Below are 21,996 nucleotides of genomic sequence, written 5' to 3' on the forward strand. Positions count from 1 at the left end.
CGGCCATTCTGGAGACAACCATGCAGCACATCAGCAGACGATCCTTCCTGCAGGCTCTTTCGGTCGCCGCGGCGGCGCCCGCGTTGTCGCTCGTGTCGCGCGAGGCGCGCGCGGCCGAATTCACGCTGCGCTACGCGAACAACCTGCCCGTCACGCATCCGATGAACGTGCGCGCGAAGCAGATGGCCGCCCGCGTCCTCGCGGAGTCGAAGGGTCGCGTCGAGATCCAGATTTTCCCGAACAACCAGCTGGGCGGCGACACGGACACGCTGTCGCAGCTGCGCTCGGGCGCGGTCGATTTCTTCACGCTGTCGCCGCTGATTCTCGGCACCTTCATTCCGTCCGCGCAGATCAGCGGGATGGGTTTCGCGTTCAAGGACTACGACGCGGTGTGGGCCGCGCTCGACGGCGCGCTCGGCGCGCACGTGCGCGAGCAGATCGGCACGACGTCGATCTTCGCGTTCGAGCGGATCTGGAACGGCGGCTTCCGGCAGATCACGATGGCGAGCAAGCCGATCCGCACGCCGGACGACCTGAAGGGCGTGAAATTGCGCGTGCCGCCGAGCCCGCTGTGGACATCGATGTTCCGCGCGTTCGGCGCGTCGCCGGCGAGCGTGAACTTCGCGGAAGTCTACTCGGCGCTGCAGACGCATATCGTCGAAGGTCAGGAGAATCCGCTGTCGATCATCTACACCGCGAAGCTGTTCGAGGTGCAGAAGTACTGTTCGATGACCAATCACATGTGGGACGGCTTCTGGTTCCTCGCGAACAAGGCATCGTTCGCGCGTCTGCCGGCGGATCTGCAGACGATCGTGCGCAACGCGGTCAACGACGCCGCGCTGAAGGAGCGCGCGGACGTGGTCGCGATGGACCAGTCGCTGCGCGCGAAGCTGCAGGGCGCGGGCCTCGTGTTCAACGACGTCGACCAGACGGCGTTTCGCGACCAGTTGCGCAAGGCCGGCTTCTATGCGGACTGGCAGAAGAAGTTCGGTCCGCAGGCGTGGGCGCTGCTCGAACAGTCCTCCGGCAAGCTGGGGTAAGCCATGCAGCCGACTTCCTCGCCTCTCCGAACGGGGCCGCTCGCCAGCCTGCAGGGCCGCGGGATCGCCGCGCGCGCGCTGATCCATCTGGTGCATCTGGTCGAGTTCGCGGCCGCGGCGCTGCTGGTCGCCGAAGTGGCGATCCTGCTGTGCGGCGTGATCTGGCGCTACGGGCTCGACGCGCCGCTCGTCTGGTCCGACGAACTGGCGTCGGCGCTCTTCAGCTGGCTGGCGATGCTCGGCGCGGTGCTCGCGCTCGCACGCGGCGAGCACATGAAGATGACCGCCGTCGTCAAGCGCTGGTCCCCCGCCTGGCAGGCGTGGGCGCAGGGCGTGAGCTCGCTCGTCGTGTGCGTGTTCGTCGCGCTCGTCATCGTGCCGGCCGCGCAGCATGCGAACGAGCAGATGGCGATCACGACGCCCGCGCTCGGCATGCCGGACGGCCTGCGCGCGCTCGCGCTGCCGGTGGGCGCCGCGCTGATGTTCTGCGTGGCGCTTGCGCGGGTGCTGGCGCTGCCCGGCACGAAGGCGCGCGCGGCGGCGCTCGCGAGCGTCGCCGCGCTGGCCGGGGTGCTGTGGCTCGCGGCGCCCGCGCTGCTCGCGATCGGCAATCTGAACCTGCTGGTGTTTTTCGTCGCGCTGGTGGCCGGCGCGATCGTGCTCGGCACGCCGATCGCGTTCGCATTCGGCATCGCGACCGTCAGCTATCTGCTGCTCGTCACGCAGGCGCCGCTCGATATCGTCGTGAGCCGGATGGACGAAGGGATGGCGAACCTGGTGCTGCTCGCGGTGCCGGTGTTCGTGCTGCTGGGGGCGCTGCTGGAGATGAGCGGCCTTGCGCGCTCGCTCGTCGACTTCATGTGCGCGCTGCTCGGGCACGTGCGCGGCGGCCTGCAGTTCGTGCTGCTCGGCGCGATCTTCCTCGTGTCCGGGATCTCCGGCTCGAAGGCCGCGGACATGGCCGCGGTCGCGCCCGCGCTGTTCCCGGAAATGCGCGCGCGCGGCTCCGATCCCGAGGAACTGGCCGCGCTGCTCGCCGCGTCGGGCGCGATGACCGAGACGATCCCCCCGAGCCTCGTGCTGATCACGATCGGCGCGGTGTGCGGCGTGTCGATCAGCGCGCTGTTCGTCGGCGGCCTGCTGCCGGCGGTGATCTCGACGGCGGCGATCGCGCTCGTCTGCTGGCGGCGCGCGCGGCGCGAGCCGGCCGCGCAGCGCGAACGCGCGTCCTTCGCGCAGATCGCGCGCGCGTTCGTGGTCGCGCTGCCGGCGCTGGCGTTGCCGGTACTGATCCGCTTCGCGGTGGTCGACGGCATCGCGACGGCCACCGAGGTATCGACGGTCGGCGTCGCGTACACGCTGTTGTTCGCGTTCACGGCGCGCGCGCTCGGCCGGCCGGTGCCGCTGCGGCGGCTCTACCGGCTGTGCGTCGATGCGGCCGCGCTGTCCGGCGCGATCCTGCTGATCATCGGTCTTGCCACCTCGATGGCGTGGGCGCTGACGCGCTCGGGCTTTTCCGGCCAGCTCGTGCAGCTGATGCAGGCGGTGCCCGGCGGCCCGGCCGGCTTTCTCGTCGTGACGGTCGTCTGCTTCGCGATTCTCGGCAGCGTGCTCGAAGGGATTCCGGCGATCGTGCTGTTCGGACCGCTGCTGTTTCCGGCGGCGCGCGCACTGCACATCAACGACGTGCATTACGCGATGGTCGTGATTCTCGCGATGGGCATGGGACTGTTCGCGCCGCCGTTCGGCGTCGGCTTCTACGCCGCCTGCGCGATCGGCAAGGTGTCGCCCGACGGCGTGAGCCGCCGCGTGTGGCGCTATCTGCTCGCGCTGGCCGTCGCGCTCGCGGTCGTGACGTTTATCCCATGGATTTCCACCGGCTTTCTGGCCGCTCACCCCACTTTCTGATCCGATACCTTACCTGGAGCTACGCATGCCAGACACCTTCGTCACCGACACCCCCGCCCGCCGCGCGACCCGCGCGAACGGTCGGGTTGCGCTCGTCACCGGCGGCGCGATGGGCATCGGCGCCGCGATTGCGCAGCGGCTTGCCGACGACGGCTTTGCGGTCGTCGTCGCCGACCTGAACCTGGAGGCGGCCCGCGAGACGGTGCGCGCCGCGCGCGAGCAGGGCCGCGACGCGCTCGCGCTGGCGCTCGACGCGGGCGACGCCGCCTCGATCGATGCGCTGTTCGCGCAGGTCGTCGCGCGCTTCGACCGCTGCGACGTGCTCGTGAACAACGCGGGCATCGCGAAGACCTTTCCGTTCGAGAGCTATCCGCTCGATCACTGGCGCGCGGTGATGGACGTCAACGTGACCGGGCCCATGCTGCTCGCGCAGCGCGCCGCCGCGCAGATGATCCGGCACCGTTGGGGACGCATCGTGAATCTCGCGTCGGTGGCGGGGATTCGCGCGAGCGCCGGACGCACCGCTTACGGCACGTCGAAGTCGGCGGTGATCGGCCTCACGCGGCAGATGGCGATCGAGCTGGCCGGCCACGGGATCACCGTCAACGCAATCGCACCGGGCCCGATCGAGACGCCGATGGTCGCGGCGCTGCATTCGCCCGTGGCGCGCGACAACTATCTGCGCCAGGTGCCGATGCGCCGTTACGGCACGCCGGACGAGATCGCCGGCGCGGTGGCTTTTCTCGCCTCGGACGATGCGTCGTACGTGACCGGTCAGACGCTCGCGGTCGACGGCGGCTTCGTTGCCGCCGGCGTGCTCGAAATCTGAGTCCCGGGGTTTTCGCTTTTCTTCATTTATACAGGAACCTAAGCATGACTAATCAATGCCTTATCATCGGCTGGCATCATTTGCCGTTCGGCAGGTTCGATGCGCTCGAACCCGAAGACATGATCGCCTCGGCCGCGCGCGGCGCGCTCGATCACGCCGGCGTCGACGCGTCGACAGTCGATTCGGTGCACGTCGGGATGTTCAATGGCGGCTTCGTCTACCAGGACTTTCCGTCGGCGCTCGTGTTCAATGCGCTTCCGGCGCTGCGCTTTGCCTCGACGGTGCGCTGCGAGAACGCGTGCGCAACCGGTTCGGCGGCGCTGTATTCGGCGCTCGACGCGGTGCGCGCCGGGCGCTCGAAGGTGGCGCTCGTCATCGGCGTCGAGAAAATGAACGGGCTGCCGACCGCCGAGGTCGGCGACGTGCTGCAAAAATGCTCGTACGCGAAGGAAGAGGCCGGCGTCGCGGGCGGCTTCGCCGGCATTTTCGGCACGATCGCACAGGCCTACTTCGAGCGCTACGGCGACCAGTCGGATGCGCTCGCCGCGATTGCCGCGAAGAATCACCGCAACGGCACCGCGAATCCCTATGCTCACATGCGGCGCGATCTCGGCTACGACTTCTGCCGCACGCCGTCGGAGAAAAATCCGTTCGTGGCGGGGCCGCTCAAGCGCACCGACTGCTCGCTGGTCTCCGACGGCGCCGCGGCCCTCGTGATCGCGTCGACCGAGGCCGCGCGCGGCGCGGCGCGCGCGATCGGCTTTCGCGCGAGCGTGCAGGTGAGCGACTACCTGCCGCTGTCGCGCCGCGAGCGCACGGCGTTCGCGGGCGCGCAGCGCGCATGGCAGCGCGCGCTCGGCGATGCGCAGGTCACGCTCGACGACCTGTCGCTGGTCGAGACGCACGACTGCTTCACGATCGCCGAGCTGCTCGAATACGAAGCCATGGGGCTCGCGAAGCCCGGTGAAGGCGCCCGCGCGATCCTCGACGGCGTGACCGTGCGCGACGGGCGGCTGCCGGTCAATCCGTCCGGCGGCCTGAAGTCGAAGGGACATCCGGTCGGCGCCACCGGCGTGTCGATGCACGTGATGGCGGCGATGCAACTGGCCGGAAGCGCCGGCGACATGCAGATCGCCGACGCGACGCTCGCCGGCGTGTTCAACATGGGCGGCGCGGCGGTGACGAACTATGTGAGCATTCTCGAACGGCGCGCATGAGATCGGCCGGCTCTCCACCGCTTCCGTTCCAATTCGATTCGTTATCCGTAACATGAGACAAGCATGCTGACGACAGTCATGAATCTGGGCGATCTGCTGACGCAGGTCGCACGCCGCCATCCCGACGAGCCCGGCTTCATCGCGGCCGGGCGCACGTGGCACTGGGCGGCCATCAACCGGCGCGTGGATGCGGTGTGCGCCGCGTTGCGCGCGCAGGGCGTGCGCAAGGGGGACCGCATCCTCGTGCATGCGCGCAACACCCTGCCGCTGTTCGAAAGCGCGTGGGTCGCGTTCAAGCTCGGCGCCGTCTGGGTGCCGACCAACTATCGGATCGCGCCACCCGAGGCGGCTTATCTGGGCGCGGCGAGCGGCGCACGCGTGATGCTGTACGACAGCGGTTTCGACGCGCATGTGGAGGCGGTGCGGGCGGCGTCGCCCGCGCTCGAATGCGTGGTCGCGCTCGGCGAGCCGCGCGCGGGCGAGCTCGCCTACGACGCGCTCGCCGCCGGCGAGGCGCAGCCGTTCGACGCCGAGACCGTCGATCGCGACGATCCGCTGTGGTTCTTCTACACGTCCGGCACCACCGGCTATCCGAAGGCGGGCACGCTGACACATGGGCAAATGGCGTTCGTCGTGACGAACCATCTCGCGGACCTGATGCCGGGACTGACCCACCGCTCGCGCTCGCTGGTGGTGGCGCCGCTGTCGCACGGCGCGGGCATACACGCGATCGTCAATACCGCGCGCGGCGCGGCGAGCGTGCTGCCGGACAGCGAGAAGCTGGACCCGGAGGAAGTGTGGGCGCTTGTCGAGCAGCATCGCATCGACAACCTGTTCACGGTGCCGACCATCGTGAAGCGGCTTACCGAGCACGACGCGGTGGACCGCTACGATCATCGCTCGCTGAAGTTCGTGATCTATGCGGGCGCGCCGATGTATCGCGCGGACCAGCAGCACGCGCTGCGCAAGCTCGGACGCGTGCTGGTGCAGTACTACGGCCTCGGCGAAGTGACGGGCAACATCACCGTGCTGCCGCCCGAGCTGCACCACGAGGACGACGATGCGCCCGGCTGCCGCGTCGGCACCTGCGGCTATGCGCGCACCGGCATCGAGATCGCGATCTGCGACGACGACGGCCGGCGTCTCGCGCCATTCGAAACCGGCGAAATCTGCGTGCGCGGCCCGGCAGTGATGAGCGGCTACGACAACCATCCGGAGGCGAATGCGAAGGCGTTCCGGCATGGCTGGTTTCATACCGGCGACCTTGGGCATCTGGATCGCGAGGGTTTCCTGTACATCACCGGGCGCTCGTCGGACATGTACATTTCGGGGGGCTCGAACGTCTATCCGCGCGAGATCGAGGAGGCGCTGCTGCGCCATCCGGCCGTGCACGAAGCGGCGGTGCTCGGCATGCCGGATCCGGTCTGGGGCGAGCTCGGCGTCGCGGTGATCGTGCGCCGGCCGGACTGCGACGTGAGCGCGCAGGCGCTGCTCGATCATCTGGACGGCCGCATCGCGCGCTACAAGTATCCGCGCTGCTTCGTGTTCTGGGAGGCGCTGCCGAAATCGGCCTATGGCAAGATCACGAAGAAGGATGTGCGCGCACAACTGGCCGCGCATTGGGACACGCTGCGCAACGAAGCGCTCGCCTGAGCGTGCCGCGCGCAGCGGGCTGCGCCGCCGCACCGGGGCCGTGCGGCGGCGCGTTTGTGTGACAATCGGGGGTGGGGTTGGCGCGCCGTTCAGCGGACGCGGCGGCCTCGTTCATGCTCCGCGCGCGCGGACAATGGCGCTCACGCAACGAAGCCCAGGAAACGAAGCCCAGGAAACGAAGCCCAGGAAACGAAGTCGATGTCCTATACCCCGATTGTCCCGCCCGCCCGCTTCCGGCTCTCCGACGCGGTATGCGAACAGCTCGAACAGCTGATCGTCGACGGCACGCTGCGCGCCGGCGAGTCGCTGCCATCCGAGCGCGAGCTCGCGCAGCAGCTGAACGTGTCGCGGCCGTCGGTGCGCGAAGCGCTGCTGCGGCTCGAAGGCAGCAAGCTGATCTGCGGGAAAACCGGCGGCGGGTACGTGGTCGCCGACCCGAGTGCGCCGCTGATCGCAGAGCCGCTCGCGCACCTGATGGCGCGCCATCGCAAGGCGGCGGGCGATATCCTGGAGATGCGCGAAGGACTGGAGGCCGTGGCCGTCGAACTGGCCGCGGTGCGCGCGACCAAATCGGACCTGAAGAATCTCGAAGCCGCGCTCGGCGCGCTGGAAATAGCATTCCGGCAGGACGATCCGTATGCGACGGTGGAAGGGCGCGTCGCGCTGCCGGAACTCGATGCGGCGTTCCATATCCGTATCGCCGAGGCCACCCACAACATCGTGCTCGTGCACGTGATGCACGGCCTGCACAACCTGGTCCAGCATTCGATCGAGGAAACCTACGCGGCGTTCGAGAAACGCGATGCGGACCTGTCGCATCTGATGGCGCAGCACCGCCGGATCTTCGAGGCGATCGCGCATCACGACCCGGTGGCCGCGCGCACCGCGCTCGTCACGCACCTCGAATTCATCCGCGAAAACGCGACGCGCTGAGCGTCGCGTTGCGTTGCATTGCGTGCGCCGGCGGCCGCTCCGGTCACGCGCCGGTCAGTGCGGCAGCGCCGGGATCATCCACGTGAGCACGTGCTGCTGCAGCGTCACGAGTATCCCGAGCAGCAGCGTGAGGAGCACGCTGTGCCAGAAGGTCCGCGCGAACACGAGGCCTTCCTTGCCCTTGAGCTCGGTGGTCGACACGCCGGTCGCGATGTTCTGCGGCGAAATCATCTTGCCCATCACCCCGCCCGACGAGTTGGTCGCCGCCATCAGCACCGGGTCGAAGCCGAGCTGACGGGCCGCCACCACTTGCAGGTTGCCGAACAGCGCATTGCCGGACGTGTCGCTGCCCGACAGGAACACGGCGATCCAGCCGAGCGACGCGGACACCAGCGGGAACAGCGCGCCGGTCGCGGCGACGCCCATCCCGAGCGTGTAGCTCATGCCCGAGTAGTTGAGCAGATACGCGAGGCCGACGATCATCATCACGGTGGCGATCGCGATGCGCGTCTGGCGCCACGTCTGCACGACGCAGCCGAAGAAGTCGCCGACGCCGAGGCGCGTCCACGCCGACGTGATGATCGCCGCCACGAGGATCGCGGTGCCGGTGCCGAGCGGCTGGAAGTCCCACACGGCCGCATACGGCTTGTGATACAGCGTGACGAACACCGCGTTGTTCAGGCCCGGCCAATGGATCTTCGTGTCGCCGATCGACGCGATGTTCGCGTGCACCCACACGATCACGACGACCGACACGACGATCCACGGCATCCAGCCGCCGTAGCCGATGCGCGCGCCGCCGTGTTGCGCGGACGCGGGGCGCTGCATCGCGAACGCCGGATCGGGCTGCGGACGCCACACCTTCAGGAAGCCGATCGTGATGATCAGCGAGACGAGCGAGGACAGCACGTCGGTCAACTGGTAGCCGAGGTAGTTCGACGTGATGAACTGCGTGAGCCCGAAGCTGCCGCCCGACACGACGAGCGCCGGCCACAGCTTCGGAATCGAACGTACGCCGCCATAGACGGTCACCACGTAGAACGGCAGCAGGAACGCGAAGAACGGCAACTGGCGGCCGACCATCGCCGCGAGCGTGCCGGCCGGCAGCGAGGTCACCGCGCCGAGCACCGTGATCGGTACGCCGAGCGCGCCGAACGCCACCGGCGCCGTGTTGAAGATCAGCGTGAGCGTGAGCGCTTCGAGCGCGGGAAAGCCGAGACCGATCAGCAGCGCGCTGGTGATCGCCACCGGCGTGCCGAAGCCGGAAATGCCTTCCAGCAGGCACCCGAACGAGAACGCGACGACCAGCAGCACGAGACGCCGGTCATCGGGCAGGTGATCGAGCATCCACAGCCTGAACTGCTCGAAGCGCCCCGACTTCACCGCGATGTTGTACAGCAGCAGCGCCGCGAACACGATCCACATCACAGGCACCAGCGCGAGCGCCATGCCGGCGCCCACCGCGTTGAACGCGAGGCCGGCGGGCATGCCCCACACGGCGATCGCGATCACGAGACCCGCGACGAGCCCGCCGAGCGCCGCCTGCCACGCCGGGCGCCGCAGCACGCCGAGCATCACGAGCGCGATGGCGATCGGAATCGCCGCCACCAGAAACGACGCTAATAGCGAGTGTGCGACGGGCGTGAGCGGCTGTGCATAGAGTGCACCCGGGGGTAAAGCGACTGCCGGATTCATTGTGCCTCCTGGGCCCGCGTGTGCTGGGCAAAGTCGTGGTTATCGAACGGCCGCGGGCGACGAGGCGGGCGCACGGTGCGCGCGGCACCGCTGCCTGCCTTCATCGCCCGGACAGCCTGCATGCCGGCGCGCGGACGCGGCGAGCCGACGTGTGCCGCGGTGGCGGCGCGCATCGCGTACCGGATGCGCGGTGCGAGATGACGAAGCCGCACCGGACACCACCGCGCACCGCCAGGCAGCCGCGCGTCGCGCTTCGCCGGCAAGGACCGGTTCCCGGTAGAGTGGTCTACTGGTCTACCAGTAGACCGGCATCATAGGTGGCGTGAATCGAAGGGAAAACGCGTGAAAACCCGAACACGGGGTGGAGCGCGCCGGCGTCGCGCACCGTGTCAGTGCGCGTCGAACTGCTTGCCGACGTAATCGATGTGCAGGTACATCGCGCGCTGCGCGGCATCGGGGTCGCGCCCGTGAATCGCGTGGTAGATCGCCTCGTGCTGCCGCAGCCGCGCGCGGGCCTGCGCGGCGGCGTTCGCGTTGTTCATCGTCGCGTCGTAGGTGTTGCGCGCGATGTGATCGCGCAGCGCGGCGATCACGCTGCCGTAGAACTGGTCGAGCATCCGGTTGTGCGAGGCCGCGGTGAGCGCGGTGTGAAAGGCGGCGTCCGCCTGCGCCTCGGCGTCCACGTCGGCGCGCGCGACTGCATCGGTCATCCGTTCGAGGATCGCCGCGAACGATTCCATCTCGTCCGTGGTCGAGCGCTGCGCGGCAAAGCGCGCGGCCGCGCATTCGAACACGAGGCGAAATTCGAGCGTTTCCGCGCGCAGCGGCGGATGGTCGTCGATCAGCTGCAGCCAGGGCGCGGCGAGCCCGACCGGGCGCCGCTGCACCACGTAGATCCCGCTGCCGCGGCGCGGTTCGAGCAGGCCCTTGCTGACGAGGCGCTGGATCGCCTCGCGCATCGTCGAGCGCGACACGCCGAACGAGCCGGCGAGCGCGCGCTCCGACGGCAGGCGCGCGTTCAGCGCCCAGCGGCCTTCGAGGATGCGCTCCTCAAGCGTGCGGACGGTCTGTGCCAGCACGCCGGGCGGCGTCGAGCGACTTTCCATGAGTGCTTTTCTCGCGGTTGAGGTGGTCCGACCAATTTGCGCCGCCCGCCGGGCGAGCCGATCATGCGCCAGTGCCGACAAGCGTACCCGCATTCGGCAAGCTCTGCATGAAACGGCGATTGCCCCACGCTCAGGAGACCCACGATGAACCCGACCCCGCATGTGATCCGGCTGCACGATGACGACGACGTGGCGATCGCGCGCGGCGCGATCGACGCGGGCACGGCGCTCGGCGAACTCGGGGGGCTCGTCGCGCGCGACGCGATTCCGGCCGCCCACAAGATCGCGCTGCGTGCGATCGCCGGGGGCGCGCCGGTGCGCCGCTACGGCCAGATCATCGGCTTCGCGACGCAGCCGGTGCAGGCGGGCGAGCATGTCCACGTGCACAACCTGTCGATGGGCGCATTCGATCGCGATTATGCGTTCGGCGCGGACCTGCGTCCGGTGACGCCCGCCGCGGCGCCGCTCACGTTCGACGGCTTCCGGCGCGCCGACGGCCGCGTCGCGACGCGCAACTATATCGGCGTGATCAGCACGGTGAACTGCTCGGCCACCGTGACGAAGCTCGTCGCGCAGCATTTCGCCGCGCCGGGCGCGCTCGCCGCGTTTCCGAACGTCGACGGCGTCGTGCCGATCACGCACAGCTTCGGCTGCTGCATCGACCATCACGGCGAGGGGATCCAGCAGTTGCGCCGTACCATCGGCGGCTACGTGAAGCATCCGAACTTCGCCGGCGTCGTGATCGTCGGGCTCGGCTGCGAGGCGAACCAGATGGGCGCGCTGTTCGTCGCCGAGGGCGTGACGCCCGGGCCGCTGCTGGTGCCGCTCGTGATGCAGGAAGAGGGCGGCACGCAGAAGACCGTCGCGGCCGCGATTGCCGCGGTCGACGCGATGCTGCCGGTGGCGAACGAGGCGCTGCGCGAGCCGTTGCCCGTGTCGCATCTGAACATCGCGCTGCAATGCGGCGGCTCGGACGGCTACTCGGGCATCACCGCGAATCCGGCGCTCGGCGCGGCGGTCGATCTGCTGGTGCAGCACGGCGGCACCGCGATCCTGACCGAAACCCCGGAAATCTACGGCGCCGAGCATCTGCTCACGCGCCGCGCGATCCGCCCGGAGGTGGGCGAGAAGATCGTCGAGCGCATCCGCTGGTGGGAAGGCTACGCGGAGCGCGAGAAGGGCAGCATCGACAACAACCCGACGCCCGGCAACAAGGCCGGCGGCCTCACGACGATTCTCGAGAAGTCGCTCGGCGCGGTGGCGAAGAGCGGTTCGTCGCCGCTGATGGGCGTCTACCGCTACGCCGAGCCGATCGACACGCACGGGCTGGTGTTCATGGACGCGCCGGGCTACGACCCGATGGGCGCGACCGGACAGATCGCGAGCGGCGCGAACCTCGTCGTGTTCACGACGGGACGCGGCTCGTGCTTCGGCGCGAAGCCGGCGCCGTCGATCAAGGTGGCGACCAACACGCCGATGTTCCGGCGCATGGCCGACGACATGGACATCAACTGCGGCGAGATCATGGACGGCGGCGCGAGCGTCGAGCAGAAAGGCGAGGAAATCTTCCGGATGATCGTCGAGGTCGCATCGGGCAAGAAGAGCAAGAGCGAGGCGCTCGGTGTCGGCAACGAGGAGTTCGTGCCGTGGATGATCGGCGCGCAGATGTGAGCGGGCCGGCCGGGCATCGCGCATGCGCCGGCCGGGCGCCGTGGTGGAGTGCGGCCGGGGTTGCCGTCCGGTTTGCGTGCTGATTTGCTCAGGAGTGCGAATCTGGGCGCAGCGCGTTCATCGTTGCCACGATCTCGCCCAGCCTGACCTGCAGCGTTTCGTCACGCAGCTTGCGGCTGCTTTCCTGCAGCGGCGCAATCAGCTTGCTCAGGGCTGCGCGCTGGGCTGCCGGCGGCTGTGCGCCGAGCCGCTCGAGCGCGCCGGCGATCTCGGCGAGCGCGGCGGAGGCGCGCGCGTCGCTGGCCCGGCCATGCCGCAGCGCACGCACGAGATACGTCACTGTGTCGATCGGCTGCATGGCGGCCCGCGCGTCCGGGTTGTTGTACGCCAGCCCGAGCCGGAGCAGTTCCTGGCGATCGGCCGATGTCAGCCGTTCGAGGCCGTCGGGGGCCTGGGGAGCGGGAGGACGGAACGACGTCAGGTTGCGCCCGCCGCGCCGGAACGGCTTCGCGAGCGGCGCCGTGACGGCACGCCACGACATCGGCGGCGTCAGCGCGCGCAGCGACTTGCCGAGCGTGCTGGACGAGCGCAGCGAGGACGCCGGCGACGCGGAACGCTTCTCCGTTGGCGGCCGGTACGCGACGTCGCTGTGCGGCGGTGCGGCCTCGGGGCGCTCCGCTTCCTTGCGCAGGAAGCGCGGCACGGGACAGGCCTGCAAGCGCGAAAGCGTCTCGCGTAGCGACGGTTTCGCCGCCGACGGTTTCGGCACCGACAGCTTGAATGCCTTGCCCAGGGACGCATCGGGTGCAGCAGGCGCATCCGGCCGGGCAGGCGCCGCGGCGCTCTGCGCCGGCGCCGTCTTCGGGCGCGGGTCGAGGCGGCGCAGCGCCGCCGGCAAGCGGCTCACGGAGAAGGCCGCTGCGGGCTGGGACGGTTTGGGGGCCGTTTGCGGCTCGTTAGACGCGTCGCTCGTACACGACCACAGATGGATTCGCATGAGAGTCAACCTCAAGGGCGGCCTGCGCTGAAAAGGGGGACCGTGTGCGTCCGAACGCAGCGAGCACGCGGCGTGCCGATCGGTGTCCCTATCGCTTCCACATCGGTTTCCACATCGGTTTTCCGCGTCGGTGTCCCGATCGTTTTCCTATTTCACCGTCTTCCGCGCGCGCGTGCCGGGCGGACGGCGAAACGATGCGCGCAAACGCGAAGCGTGGGGCTGTCGTGCGGGGAGGGCGCGCGATACGCGGGCGCCGTGTCACCCGCGCAGCGCGGCGCGTGGATCCTCGGGCAGGCCGTGCAGCTTGCGCGCAATCCGCTGGACGATTTCCGCGGCGCGCTCGCTGTTTTTCTCGATCCACCGTTCAAGCTGGCGTCCCTCTTTCGCCCGCCCGATCAGCGCTTGCGTGCGCGCGATCTGCGCGGCCGCGAGCGCCGCGGCGTCCCGGTAGCCGGTGTTTTTCTGCGAGAACAGCTGCGCGACCGAGGCCGGATGGCGCGCGTCCGTCCCCAGTGCATAGATCCGCTGGATCACCCGCTCGATGCGGCTCGCCGGGATGCGCGACGCGTGCCACGCAATCGCGAGCGCGGCGTCGGGGGCGCCGTGACGGGTGTTCGCCGTGGGCTCGGTCTCGCGTTCCTGCTCGATGACCGCGCGCTGCTGCATCGCCAGCACCGCGGCGCGCGGCAACCGGTTGAGCGCGCCGAATGTCATCGATACGGTTTCGTAGGCGAGGTCTTCTTCGCGCAGGAAGCTTTGCATGTAGCCGCTCGGCGTCAGCCCGTCGGGAATCCGTCCGTACGGGTCGTCGACGCGCGCCGGCTGGTTCGCCGCGCGCAGGCTGTCGCGCTTGAGCTGACCGCCGAAGCCGGCGACCGGCCCGGTGTTGCCCCAGTCGACGATCGGCGCGTGGACGCCCTCGGCGTCGGTGTGGAGGCCGGTGTTCCAGCGCGCTTCGTTCTGCAGGTCCCAGTGGTCGACCTGTTCGCCGAGATAAAACGTCTGCGAGAGTGCACGGCTGTATCGGTCCGGCAGCAGGTCGATCATGCGGTCCTGGCTTTGCAGCGCATCGCGCGCATGGCCGCGCAGCGGCTGCAGGGCCGCGTGCCCGGACGGATCCAGCAGGTCGAAGCTGCCTTTCGGAAAGCGGGCGATCAGCGCACTGATGTCCGGCGAATTGCGCAGCGCCTGTGCGGCATGCCGCGCATCGTCGTGGTCGCGCAGATGCGCGGCATAGGCCTCGCGCGCATGCGGCTCGACCGCGTCGGCGCCCGACTCGACGAGAAACCGCCCGACGTCCTTGAAGCCGTCGATGACCGGCGACGCCACCCAGACCGCGTTAGCGCCGAGCCCGAGGCGATTGTCGCTGTCCACGAGAAAGAGCGGTAGCGGCACGTCGTCGAAGCCGAATCCGCGCGCGAGGATCCACGGCATGACCACGTCGCTGAACGTATTGCGCGGACGGTTCTGGTTGAGCTTGCAACGATACAGGGTCTGCGTCGCCGCCTCCCGCAGATAGCGCGCGGGCTGGGTGGACGCGCCTTCGCCGAGCCGGTGCGCGGGGTCCTCGGCGAAGGCGTCGATGGTGCGCACGAGGCCGTCGAGATGAAGCGGCGCATGCTCGATGTCCGGCGCCGGGATCGAGGCCGAACCGGTGGGCACGACAGCCTGAATGTTCAGGCTGTGCAGCGGATGCTGCGTGTAGTTCGCGCTCGCCGGCATCAGCGGCAGGCAGGTGTTGCGGCGCTGGGCGACCTTCTGCGCGTGCGTGGCGGGGGCGTCGCTGCCCGGACGCTTGCGGACGAGCCCCGGAAACGCGGCGTCGGCCGCGGCGTCGGCGGGCGAGCGTTCGCGCGCGCCCGCTGTCGCTGCGCCGGGCGATGCCGGCGCGGCGGGCGGCGCAACAAGATCCGCGGCGGGCATGACGGGAAAAGGAGTGTCGGTCGGTCGCATGGTCGGGGGCCTGTTCGGTCTGGTCGTTGATGAGGAATCGGGCGCGGTGCCGGCGGCGCGGGCTCAGAGAATCAGCGTGATGCCGTACGTGTTTGCCCGTTCGGCAAGCGTGCGGCGGCATGCGTCGCTCAGCGGGTTGCCCGACAGGTTCAGGTGCTTCACCCGGCGCCCGTTGATGAGTGCGAGCGCTCCGGCGTCGCGGATCGCGCAATGGCGCAGATTGAGCGAGTGAAATGAGCGCTGCGCCAGCCGCATCGCGCTTGCGTCGGTGATGCCCGACTCGCTGACCAGCGCGAGGTTGCGAAGCGACGCGTGCTTCGCGAGCCGGATCGCGCCGGCATCGGTGATGCCGTTCATGAAAAGGCTGACCGTGCGCAGTCGCGGGTTCTCCGCCAGCTTGGTCGCGCCGAAGTCGCCGATCCCGCAGCGGTTGAACGTCACGTCGGTCAGTGCCGCACAGGGCGCGATCGCCAGCGTGAGGTCGTGGGCGCGCTGGCCGTACGGACCGTCGATGCGCAGCTTGCGCAACTGGTCGAGCCGCGGCAGCGCCTCGTACAGCGCGTCGACCGACACGCTCACATAGCCGAGCGTCAGTTCCTGCAGCGTGTGGGGCAGCGTGCACAGCGCGCGGGCGTCGAATGCGCCGTCTCTCAGCTTGATCGCGTGCACCTGGGCGGGAGCGAACGTTGCGGGAAGTCGCGCGAGCTCGCTCGCCGAGCGGATCGCGAGTCTCGACGGCACGGCGCTGCGATACCCCGCCCGGCACGCGAGGCGGAATGCGTTGCGGTCATTCGGATCCAGTTGCCTCGCGATCGCGCTCCACAACTCGGGCGGCAGCTTGGCGATGGACGAGGCGGTGGACGCGGTGGGCGCACGCCCGGCGTGGGTTCGCACCGCCGATGGCAGCAGGGCCATCGCGGCACGTACGGAATCGAGCGTGCGCATTCTGAGGCGCGACGGATCCGGGTCCGCCGCCCGTGCGAGCAGGGCCGGGAACCGGTTGAAGAAGCTCGTGCTCGGGCTCGTGCTTACCCCCGGGGCGTGTGCCGTGCGGTTGGCGCGCGCCGTGGACGATGTCTCGTCGGGTGGCGTGCTGGCCGGCGTCAACGCGTAGGCGTCGACACGGGGGTCGCTCACGATGTTTCGCCGCTCCATGTTGCCTGTCCCTGGTCGGTTTCTTCCGCGCCCGCTAATGCGTGCGTTTTACGCCAGGTTATCAGGCGCGGGCGCGATGACCGCGATGCATCGGAAGATCCGTCGTGGTTTGCGAAGGCGCCCGCGGTCTTCGACGCAGGCCGCTCTTCACCGCGGCCGGCGCGGCCGCGACCGGGCCGTGCGCGCTTCGCAATTCGGGTGCCGGCTTCGCTCGCGCATCGATGCCGGCTGGCCGGATGGCACAGAATCGGCCATCAATTACAGATTTGTGTCAGACCGGTACACCAGGCGAAAGGGCGAGGGCGTTCGTTGCGCGGTGGTGATGCCGGATTTTCCAGAATGCAGGCGCCACGTCACGTTGCGCGTGCGTGACGCGCATGAACCAGCGCGCACGATCCAGTTATGGGAGCACGATCCATGGTTACTTCGATCCACCACACCGACCGCCATGACGCCGACGAAAGCGCGAGCACGGCCGCCCCGCAGGCGAGCCATACCGGCAACGACGCGCGTGGCCAGGTCTCGCTACAAAGAGGATCGTCCCGCATGCGGACGGATCACATGGCGATTCGCCCGCGTGGCGACCAGGGTGCGCTGGTGGTCAGCGGCTCGGGTGCGCGACGCTTTGCCGCCGCGGGGCTGGATGTCGAACGCACTGCCGCGCCGCAGGACGAGATCGAACTCGCCTCGAACCTGTCGGCGCCTGGCCGGGGCGCCGAGCGCGATCAGCATCATGACCGCCTGACCGACGAGATCGTGCGCGCCGGGCGCGACTATATTGCCTCGGAACAGCGATATCAGAAAGCAAAGCAGGAGCCGCGCAATCAAAGCGCACTCGCTGCGTCGGAGGGCAACCGCAACCACTGCCTGCAGGCGTTCATCCGTGTGGCGACGGCGCAGACGTACAGCGATTCGCAATATCCGTCGGAACCGCTCAATCCGGGCGCCCATATATGGACTGCGAATATTGCCGCTTCGATGCTGAGCAATTTTCTCGGGTTCGGACTGCCCGTCATCGTCGAAATGTTTTGCCCGGCGGACTGGCAAGCGCTGGCCTATTCGGGGGCGCTCGGGGCGAGCGCGCTGGCGGCGCCGGACCTCGTGGCGCTTGCTACCCGCAAGATGGGCGGGGCGCCCGCAACGTTCCGCATGAAGATGGGGCGCTCCGCGGTCGCCGGCTCCGTGAAAGACGTGGCCGGGGAATTCATTCCCGCAGCGCTGAACGTCGGCATCTATGCCAGCGCGAATGTGCTGCTCGACATGATCCACAAGATCGAGGACGTCAAGGGCGCGCTCGCACGTTCGCTGGTATCCGGCTTCATCATGTCGGTGCTGGCATCGACCGCCGTCTACTACCTGGCGAAGAATACGCTGACCCGTAATAACGTGAGCCGGGTCGAGCAGTTGCCCGTCAGAAAGAACAATCACAGTCTGGCCGGCGGTGTCGAGTATCGGCGCGAATCGCCGCGCGCCGACCGGGTGACGATGCCCAACAAGGCGCGCGAACTGGTCGCGCGTACCGCTGGGGCCGTGGCCGGGGCGACTACCTACTTTGCAACGGACAAGTACCTGTCGACGAGCAAGATCAGCAACCCCGTATTGGCCGATTTCACCAATATCGTGCTCGGCATCTCGTCGTTTCTCGCATTCGGAATCGGCGCAAGGCTGATTTTCACGGAATTTTTCAATCATCCGAACAAGCACTCGAATACGTTCGGCATTAACGAGAACGAGATTCTCAACGACAAGATCGTCAGTACCTCGCTGAACCAGTTCGAGGCGCTGCTGAACAGAGTGGGCGACGCGATCCGGGACGGCGCCTGGGGGGAAGATGCCCAGGCGCTGCGACAGAACGCGCTCGAAGTGTTCCTGACGAAGGCGTTCATGCCGGGCAACCAGCACACCGCAACGGCGCTCGGCGACGAGCTCAGGCGGATCCAGGGTGAATTTGCCGGGAGCAGGCCAGAACGAAAAGGCGAGGTGACGGAAAGCGTCGACGACATGATCGCGGAGTCGCTCGCGGCCGCGATCAGGTCGCTGGACGAAGCGACGCAGACCTCGACGCAGCAGGGCTTTATCGGACCGCTGGTCGAGGAAGTGCGCGAACGGCTGCGCACCATCCAGATGCTGTTCCTGTCGCAGCAGTTCCAGATCGGGCACGAGAACCGCCTGAATGTGCACATTGTCGAACTGGGCATCGAGCTGACACCGGTGTTCACCGCATTGCGCCGGTACGATCGCGCGATCGCGTCCGATGGCACGATCGGCAAGCTCGTGCGCTACGCCGATGAAAAGATGACGCGCAACCTGAGCAGCGCCATCACGGCGAGCGACGTTGCCGCGAGTTTCGCCGGCCCCGTGCACGGGCGCGTGAACGTCGGCGATGTCATGGAGCGCATCGAGAGCCGTACCCGCGGCATCCCGGAGGACCGCGACAGGCTGGCTGCGACCGTGCGGCATATGTTGGACAGCAAGGCGTTCAGCAAGAACGCGAAGCCGGATTTCGCCGGGGCGAAAATGCTGATGCTCAGCAATCTCGTGGAGCGGGCGCTGCGCGAGACGCCGCGCGTCGCGGGCGAGCCGGTTGCCGACGAAGACCGCGAGGCCGTGCGCCAGCAGATGGGCTGGTTCGCCAAAGGCAGGAATCCGGTTGAAGGGCGCGCGGCGTTCCTCACCCATTTCAAGGCCGGCCATCTGTCGATGGACGCATTGCAGAGCGAGCTGCAGCGCTCGGATGCCGCCGCGGACGGCGACCTGGAGATGGGCGGCGCCTACAAGGAAGCCATCGGAAATTTCCGCGACGCGATGGGCTCGGACTTTTTTGCGGCGCTGGCCGAGGAAGCGCGCGACCACAGGAGCCCGAGTGCGGATAGCGCAGACGATAAGGAAAACGAATTCCACGGTGTGTTCAACGCGCTGTGGGACGACGTTCAGAAGATTCCGTCCTCGCAGTTTCCGTTGACGTCGCGTTTGCTGAGCCTGCCGCATGTGGTGCCGGAGATGCCGCTGCTTCTGATGCATGCGGCGCACGAACATTTCGGCAACTATGGCAACAAGATCACTTCGCTGAAGTATCAGCTCAACTATAAAGACTCCAATGGCGTGCTGATCTCGCGCGTCATGGGCATCCCTTCGCAGATCCGCAATCCGTCGGACACGTCGAAGTACTACCTCGTGTCGACGGAGCCCGTGTATTACCGGGACCAGGATCCGCCGATGATCCAGCAACTGCTGGAGATGGACCCGGTGGATCGCCGCCGCTATCAGCTCTGTATCACGGGCTGGGACATCACCGATAACAAGGTGACCATCGACGATCAGATGGATCAGAAAATGGTGCAGGGGATGTACGTCGCCGAGAACGGCAAGCTCGACACGCTGGTCGAGGGTGTCGGCGAGATCACGTGGAAAAAGCGCGATGGCGACCTCAGCAACAAGAAAAACGCGCCGGGCGAGCCGCAGATCCACAGCGTGTCGACCCGCGCCCAGCTCGATGGCGCCGCGCTGCGCGGACTGCCGACCACGATCCATAACGATGGCGGCACGCTGCGCGACAAGACGGCGTTCCGCGACGACATGCTCGATGAAATGAAGAGTTCGGTTGACCGCGCCCGCTGGAGGAGCAACGACATCCTGTGGCGCGAAAACGGCGACGATGCGCCCGAAGTCGACCCGATCCATGTGTACGCGCACGGCGGCGGCGGGTCCCGCTTCGCGACGCTCGACAAGAACTATACGGTGGACATGGACGCGTTTCTGTCCGAGAAGAACTACGAGCGGGCCATTTTCTTCGATACCGCCTGGGACTTCGTGGAAATCAATTACCTCCAGATGGTGTACGACCTGTTCATTCATTCGGGGATCATGGAAAACAGCCGCGAGGACCTGCAGGATTTCATCAAGAACTACAGCGTATTCGCGAAGGAAGGCGGCATATCGGACAAGGCGGCGGACCTGCGCGACCGCAACCGGGCCAAGCTGCATTTCACGTCGGCGAAGGTGGCGAAGGGGATGGCGCTGGCCGCGCAGAAGAATTTTCTCGACAACATGAAAACGGAACTGTTCGATCCGGCCAACCATGAAGCGCTGATGAAGATGATGGACGAGCACGGCGACCTCGGAAACAATCCGCTCTATCTCTTTTGCAAGCACTACACGCGCTTCGTGCCCGGCAGCGATTCGCTGGCCGTCGGGGTCAAGGAACATGGTGAGGATGCCTATACATTGAACGTGCACGGCATGTATCCGATCTACATGCTGTTCGACGGGGTGACCGAAGCCTGCCGGCGTCAGCTGGAAGGCATGAAGGACGCGCGCGGCAACCGGCGGCCGGACGTCTCGCCGGCAGATTTCAGGCTCGCGCAGGACCGCTACGCGAAGTACGGCAAAATCCGCGAGCATCTGACTGTCAAGAACTACGAAGACGTGTTCATGCGCCCGTCGACGGTGAAACGCCGCCGGGCCTATGTCGACTATCTGGCGACGAAGAAGAAGGCCTCCTGGGCCGCCACGGTTCAGCCGACGGCATCGCTCAGGGTAACGGAGCTCAGGCCTGATCCGCGTCCCGAGAGCGAGCGGGACGAGCCGGTCGACCACACTGACACCGCGCAGATGCGCGAAATCGCGAACCGCTACATCGATGCGGTGCGGCGTCGCCAGCGCGAGGCGCTCGACGCGTAAGCGGCTCGCGGCCAGTGAGCCCGGGCGACGCCGATCCCGCCTAGCCCCGCGTGCAGACTCTTGTCGTGGCGTATGCGCTGCGTGCGCTGCGCGGTCGCGGGCGAGCCGCGGCGGCCGGACCGGTGCCGCTGCCCGCGCTCAGTGCGCGAGTAGCGGCCCCTGCGCGCGAGGATCCCATTGCGGGGTCTGCGTGCGGCTCGACAGCGGCACGCGTGGTACCGAAGCGGGAGCCGGCTGCTTCTCGGGAAGCCAGCTCGGTGCGTTTTCGACGGAGGCCGCCCGCGCAAACGGGTACGCGTGACGCGGGTGCCGTTCCGCCAGGCGCGTGCGCTGTGCCCGCAGGGCCGGGGTGTGGCCAGACAGGCCGCGCGCATGCCGCGACGGTATTCGATCGTGAACACCGGCCGTTGCCTCGTCAAAAGCCCGATGCGAGACGCTCGACGCAGGTTCGTCGGATGACTGCGCTATGGCGGCGACCGCGGAGTGGGCGACGGCCGGTTGTGCCGGCAGCGCCGCGACAAGCGCCGGCGTCGCATGATGCGCATCGGGCGAGTACCGCCACGCGAGGAGCGCACCGACGCTCGCGACGGCACCCGCGACCAGTCCGATCGCCAGCGCGCGGCTTCGGGGTCGCGCGCCGCGCCTCGCCGGAGCAGGTGGCGCAGCGGATTTGTCCGGTGTTCCGCGAAACGGATTAGGCGCGGGCTCGCCTGCCGCGCCTCGCGAGACATCGGCGAGCACCCCCTCCTCACCACACCCGAACGGCCCCGGCACATCCGTGAACGGATGCGCACGCGGCACCGCATAGTGACCGGAAATCAGCTGGTTATCCATATCGGTGCCGCCTGCACGCGTCGCTCCATCCTGTTGTCCCATTCCGTATAGCGGCCCCGGACGCGCGAACTTTAGGGTATCGCTTCCGTGCCGCATCACGTTCACGTCCCACACTCCGGGAATTCGTCGTCTAAATAAAATTAATCTCTCGTACAAAAAAAATTTATACGAAAAAGAATAGCGATCCGATGATCGGAAAATAAAAGAAAGAAACGGAAATGGAGCAAGAAAAAATGACCGATTGGCTTCGCGCAATCCGTTCGAACCCGGACGACAACACGCGCAGCCCGTGATGGCGGAACGCGTCGGCCGGGGCTCGACTCGA

14 protein-coding genes are annotated in these 21,996 nt (G+C 67.8%); 8 read left to right on the forward strand and 6 right to left on the reverse strand.

The window, feature by feature from the left end:
* The first annotated feature begins 20 nt into the window (after positions 1-20).
* The 6 genes from AC3AP7_RS23410 to AC3AP7_RS23435 all read left to right on the forward strand — a co-directional run bounded on the left by AC3AP7_RS23410 (position 21) and on the right by AC3AP7_RS23435 (position 7,580).
* Positions 21-1,040 carry a TRAP transporter substrate-binding protein gene (locus tag AC3AP7_RS23410; protein ID WP_487364916.1) on the forward strand — a complete coding sequence of 340 codons (1,020 nt, stop codon included), beginning with the start codon at positions 21-23 and terminating at the stop codon, positions 1,038-1,040.
* Between the two features lie 3 nt (positions 1,041-1,043).
* Positions 1,044-2,948: a TRAP transporter large permease gene (locus tag AC3AP7_RS23415; protein WP_487364917.1), complete on the forward strand. Its 1,905-nt coding sequence runs from the start codon at positions 1,044-1,046 to the stop codon at positions 2,946-2,948.
* Between the two features lie 25 nt (positions 2,949-2,973).
* Positions 2,974-3,777: an SDR family NAD(P)-dependent oxidoreductase gene (locus tag AC3AP7_RS23420; protein WP_487364918.1), complete on the forward strand. Its 804-nt coding sequence runs from the start codon at positions 2,974-2,976 to the stop codon at positions 3,775-3,777.
* Positions 3,778-3,821: 44 nt separating this feature from the next.
* Positions 3,822-4,994 carry an acetyl-CoA acetyltransferase gene (locus tag AC3AP7_RS23425; protein ID WP_487364919.1) on the forward strand — a complete coding sequence of 391 codons (1,173 nt, stop codon included), beginning with the start codon at positions 3,822-3,824 and terminating at the stop codon, positions 4,992-4,994.
* A gap of 63 nt (positions 4,995-5,057) precedes the next feature.
* Positions 5,058-6,647: an acyl-CoA synthetase gene (locus tag AC3AP7_RS23430; protein ID WP_487364920.1), complete on the forward strand. Its 1,590-nt coding sequence runs from the start codon at positions 5,058-5,060 to the stop codon at positions 6,645-6,647.
* Between the two features lie 198 nt (positions 6,648-6,845).
* Positions 6,846-7,580 (forward strand): FadR/GntR family transcriptional regulator, encoded by a 735-nt coding sequence (locus AC3AP7_RS23435; protein ID WP_487364921.1) that lies wholly within the window; start codon positions 6,846-6,848, stop codon positions 7,578-7,580.
* A 54-nt stretch (positions 7,581-7,634) separates the two neighbouring features.
* Here the strand turns inward: AC3AP7_RS23435 and AC3AP7_RS23440 are convergent, their stop codons facing one another.
* Together AC3AP7_RS23440 and AC3AP7_RS23445 are read right to left on the reverse strand one after the other, a co-directional pair.
* A complete protein-coding gene (locus tag AC3AP7_RS23440; protein WP_487364922.1) occupies positions 7,635-9,275 on the reverse strand; it encodes an L-lactate permease in 1,641 nt (546 codons plus the stop codon).
* Between the two features lie 389 nt (positions 9,276-9,664).
* A complete protein-coding gene (locus AC3AP7_RS23445; protein ID WP_487364923.1) occupies positions 9,665-10,381 on the reverse strand; it encodes a FadR/GntR family transcriptional regulator in 717 nt (238 codons plus the stop codon).
* A 144-nt stretch (positions 10,382-10,525) separates the two neighbouring features.
* Between AC3AP7_RS23445 and AC3AP7_RS23450 the strand changes: the two genes are divergently transcribed.
* On the forward strand, positions 10,526-12,052 hold the full coding sequence (locus AC3AP7_RS23450; RefSeq protein WP_487364924.1) for a UxaA family hydrolase: 1,527 nt from the start codon (positions 10,526-10,528) through the stop codon (positions 12,050-12,052).
* Between the two features lie 88 nt (positions 12,053-12,140).
* Here the strand turns inward: AC3AP7_RS23450 and AC3AP7_RS23455 are convergent, their stop codons facing one another.
* From AC3AP7_RS23455 to AC3AP7_RS23465, 3 genes are all read right to left on the reverse strand, one after another.
* Positions 12,141-12,950, reverse strand: a complete 810-nt coding sequence (locus tag AC3AP7_RS23455) for a hypothetical protein (RefSeq protein WP_487364925.1) — start codon at positions 12,948-12,950, stop codon at positions 12,141-12,143.
* Positions 12,951-13,307: 357 nt separating this feature from the next.
* Positions 13,308-15,002, reverse strand: a complete 1,695-nt coding sequence (locus AC3AP7_RS23460) for a hypothetical protein (RefSeq protein WP_487364926.1) — start codon at positions 15,000-15,002, stop codon at positions 13,308-13,310.
* Between the two features lie 63 nt (positions 15,003-15,065).
* A complete protein-coding gene (locus AC3AP7_RS23465; RefSeq protein ID WP_487364927.1) occupies positions 15,066-16,139 on the reverse strand; it encodes a leucine-rich repeat domain-containing protein in 1,074 nt (357 codons plus the stop codon).
* Between the two features lie 435 nt (positions 16,140-16,574).
* On the opposite strand from AC3AP7_RS23465, the gene AC3AP7_RS23470 reads away from it, so the two are divergent.
* Positions 16,575-20,837: a hypothetical protein gene (locus tag AC3AP7_RS23470; RefSeq protein WP_487364928.1), complete on the forward strand. Its 4,263-nt coding sequence runs from the start codon at positions 16,575-16,577 to the stop codon at positions 20,835-20,837.
* Between the two features lie 138 nt (positions 20,838-20,975).
* Here AC3AP7_RS23470 and AC3AP7_RS23475 read toward each other — a convergent pair whose 3' ends face one another.
* Positions 20,976-21,926 (reverse strand): hypothetical protein, encoded by a 951-nt coding sequence (locus AC3AP7_RS23475; protein WP_487362706.1) that lies wholly within the window; start codon positions 21,924-21,926, stop codon positions 20,976-20,978.
* Positions 21,927-21,996: the final 70 nt, after the last annotated feature.

The organism is Paraburkholderia sp. PAMB 6770, assembly GCF_057748135.1.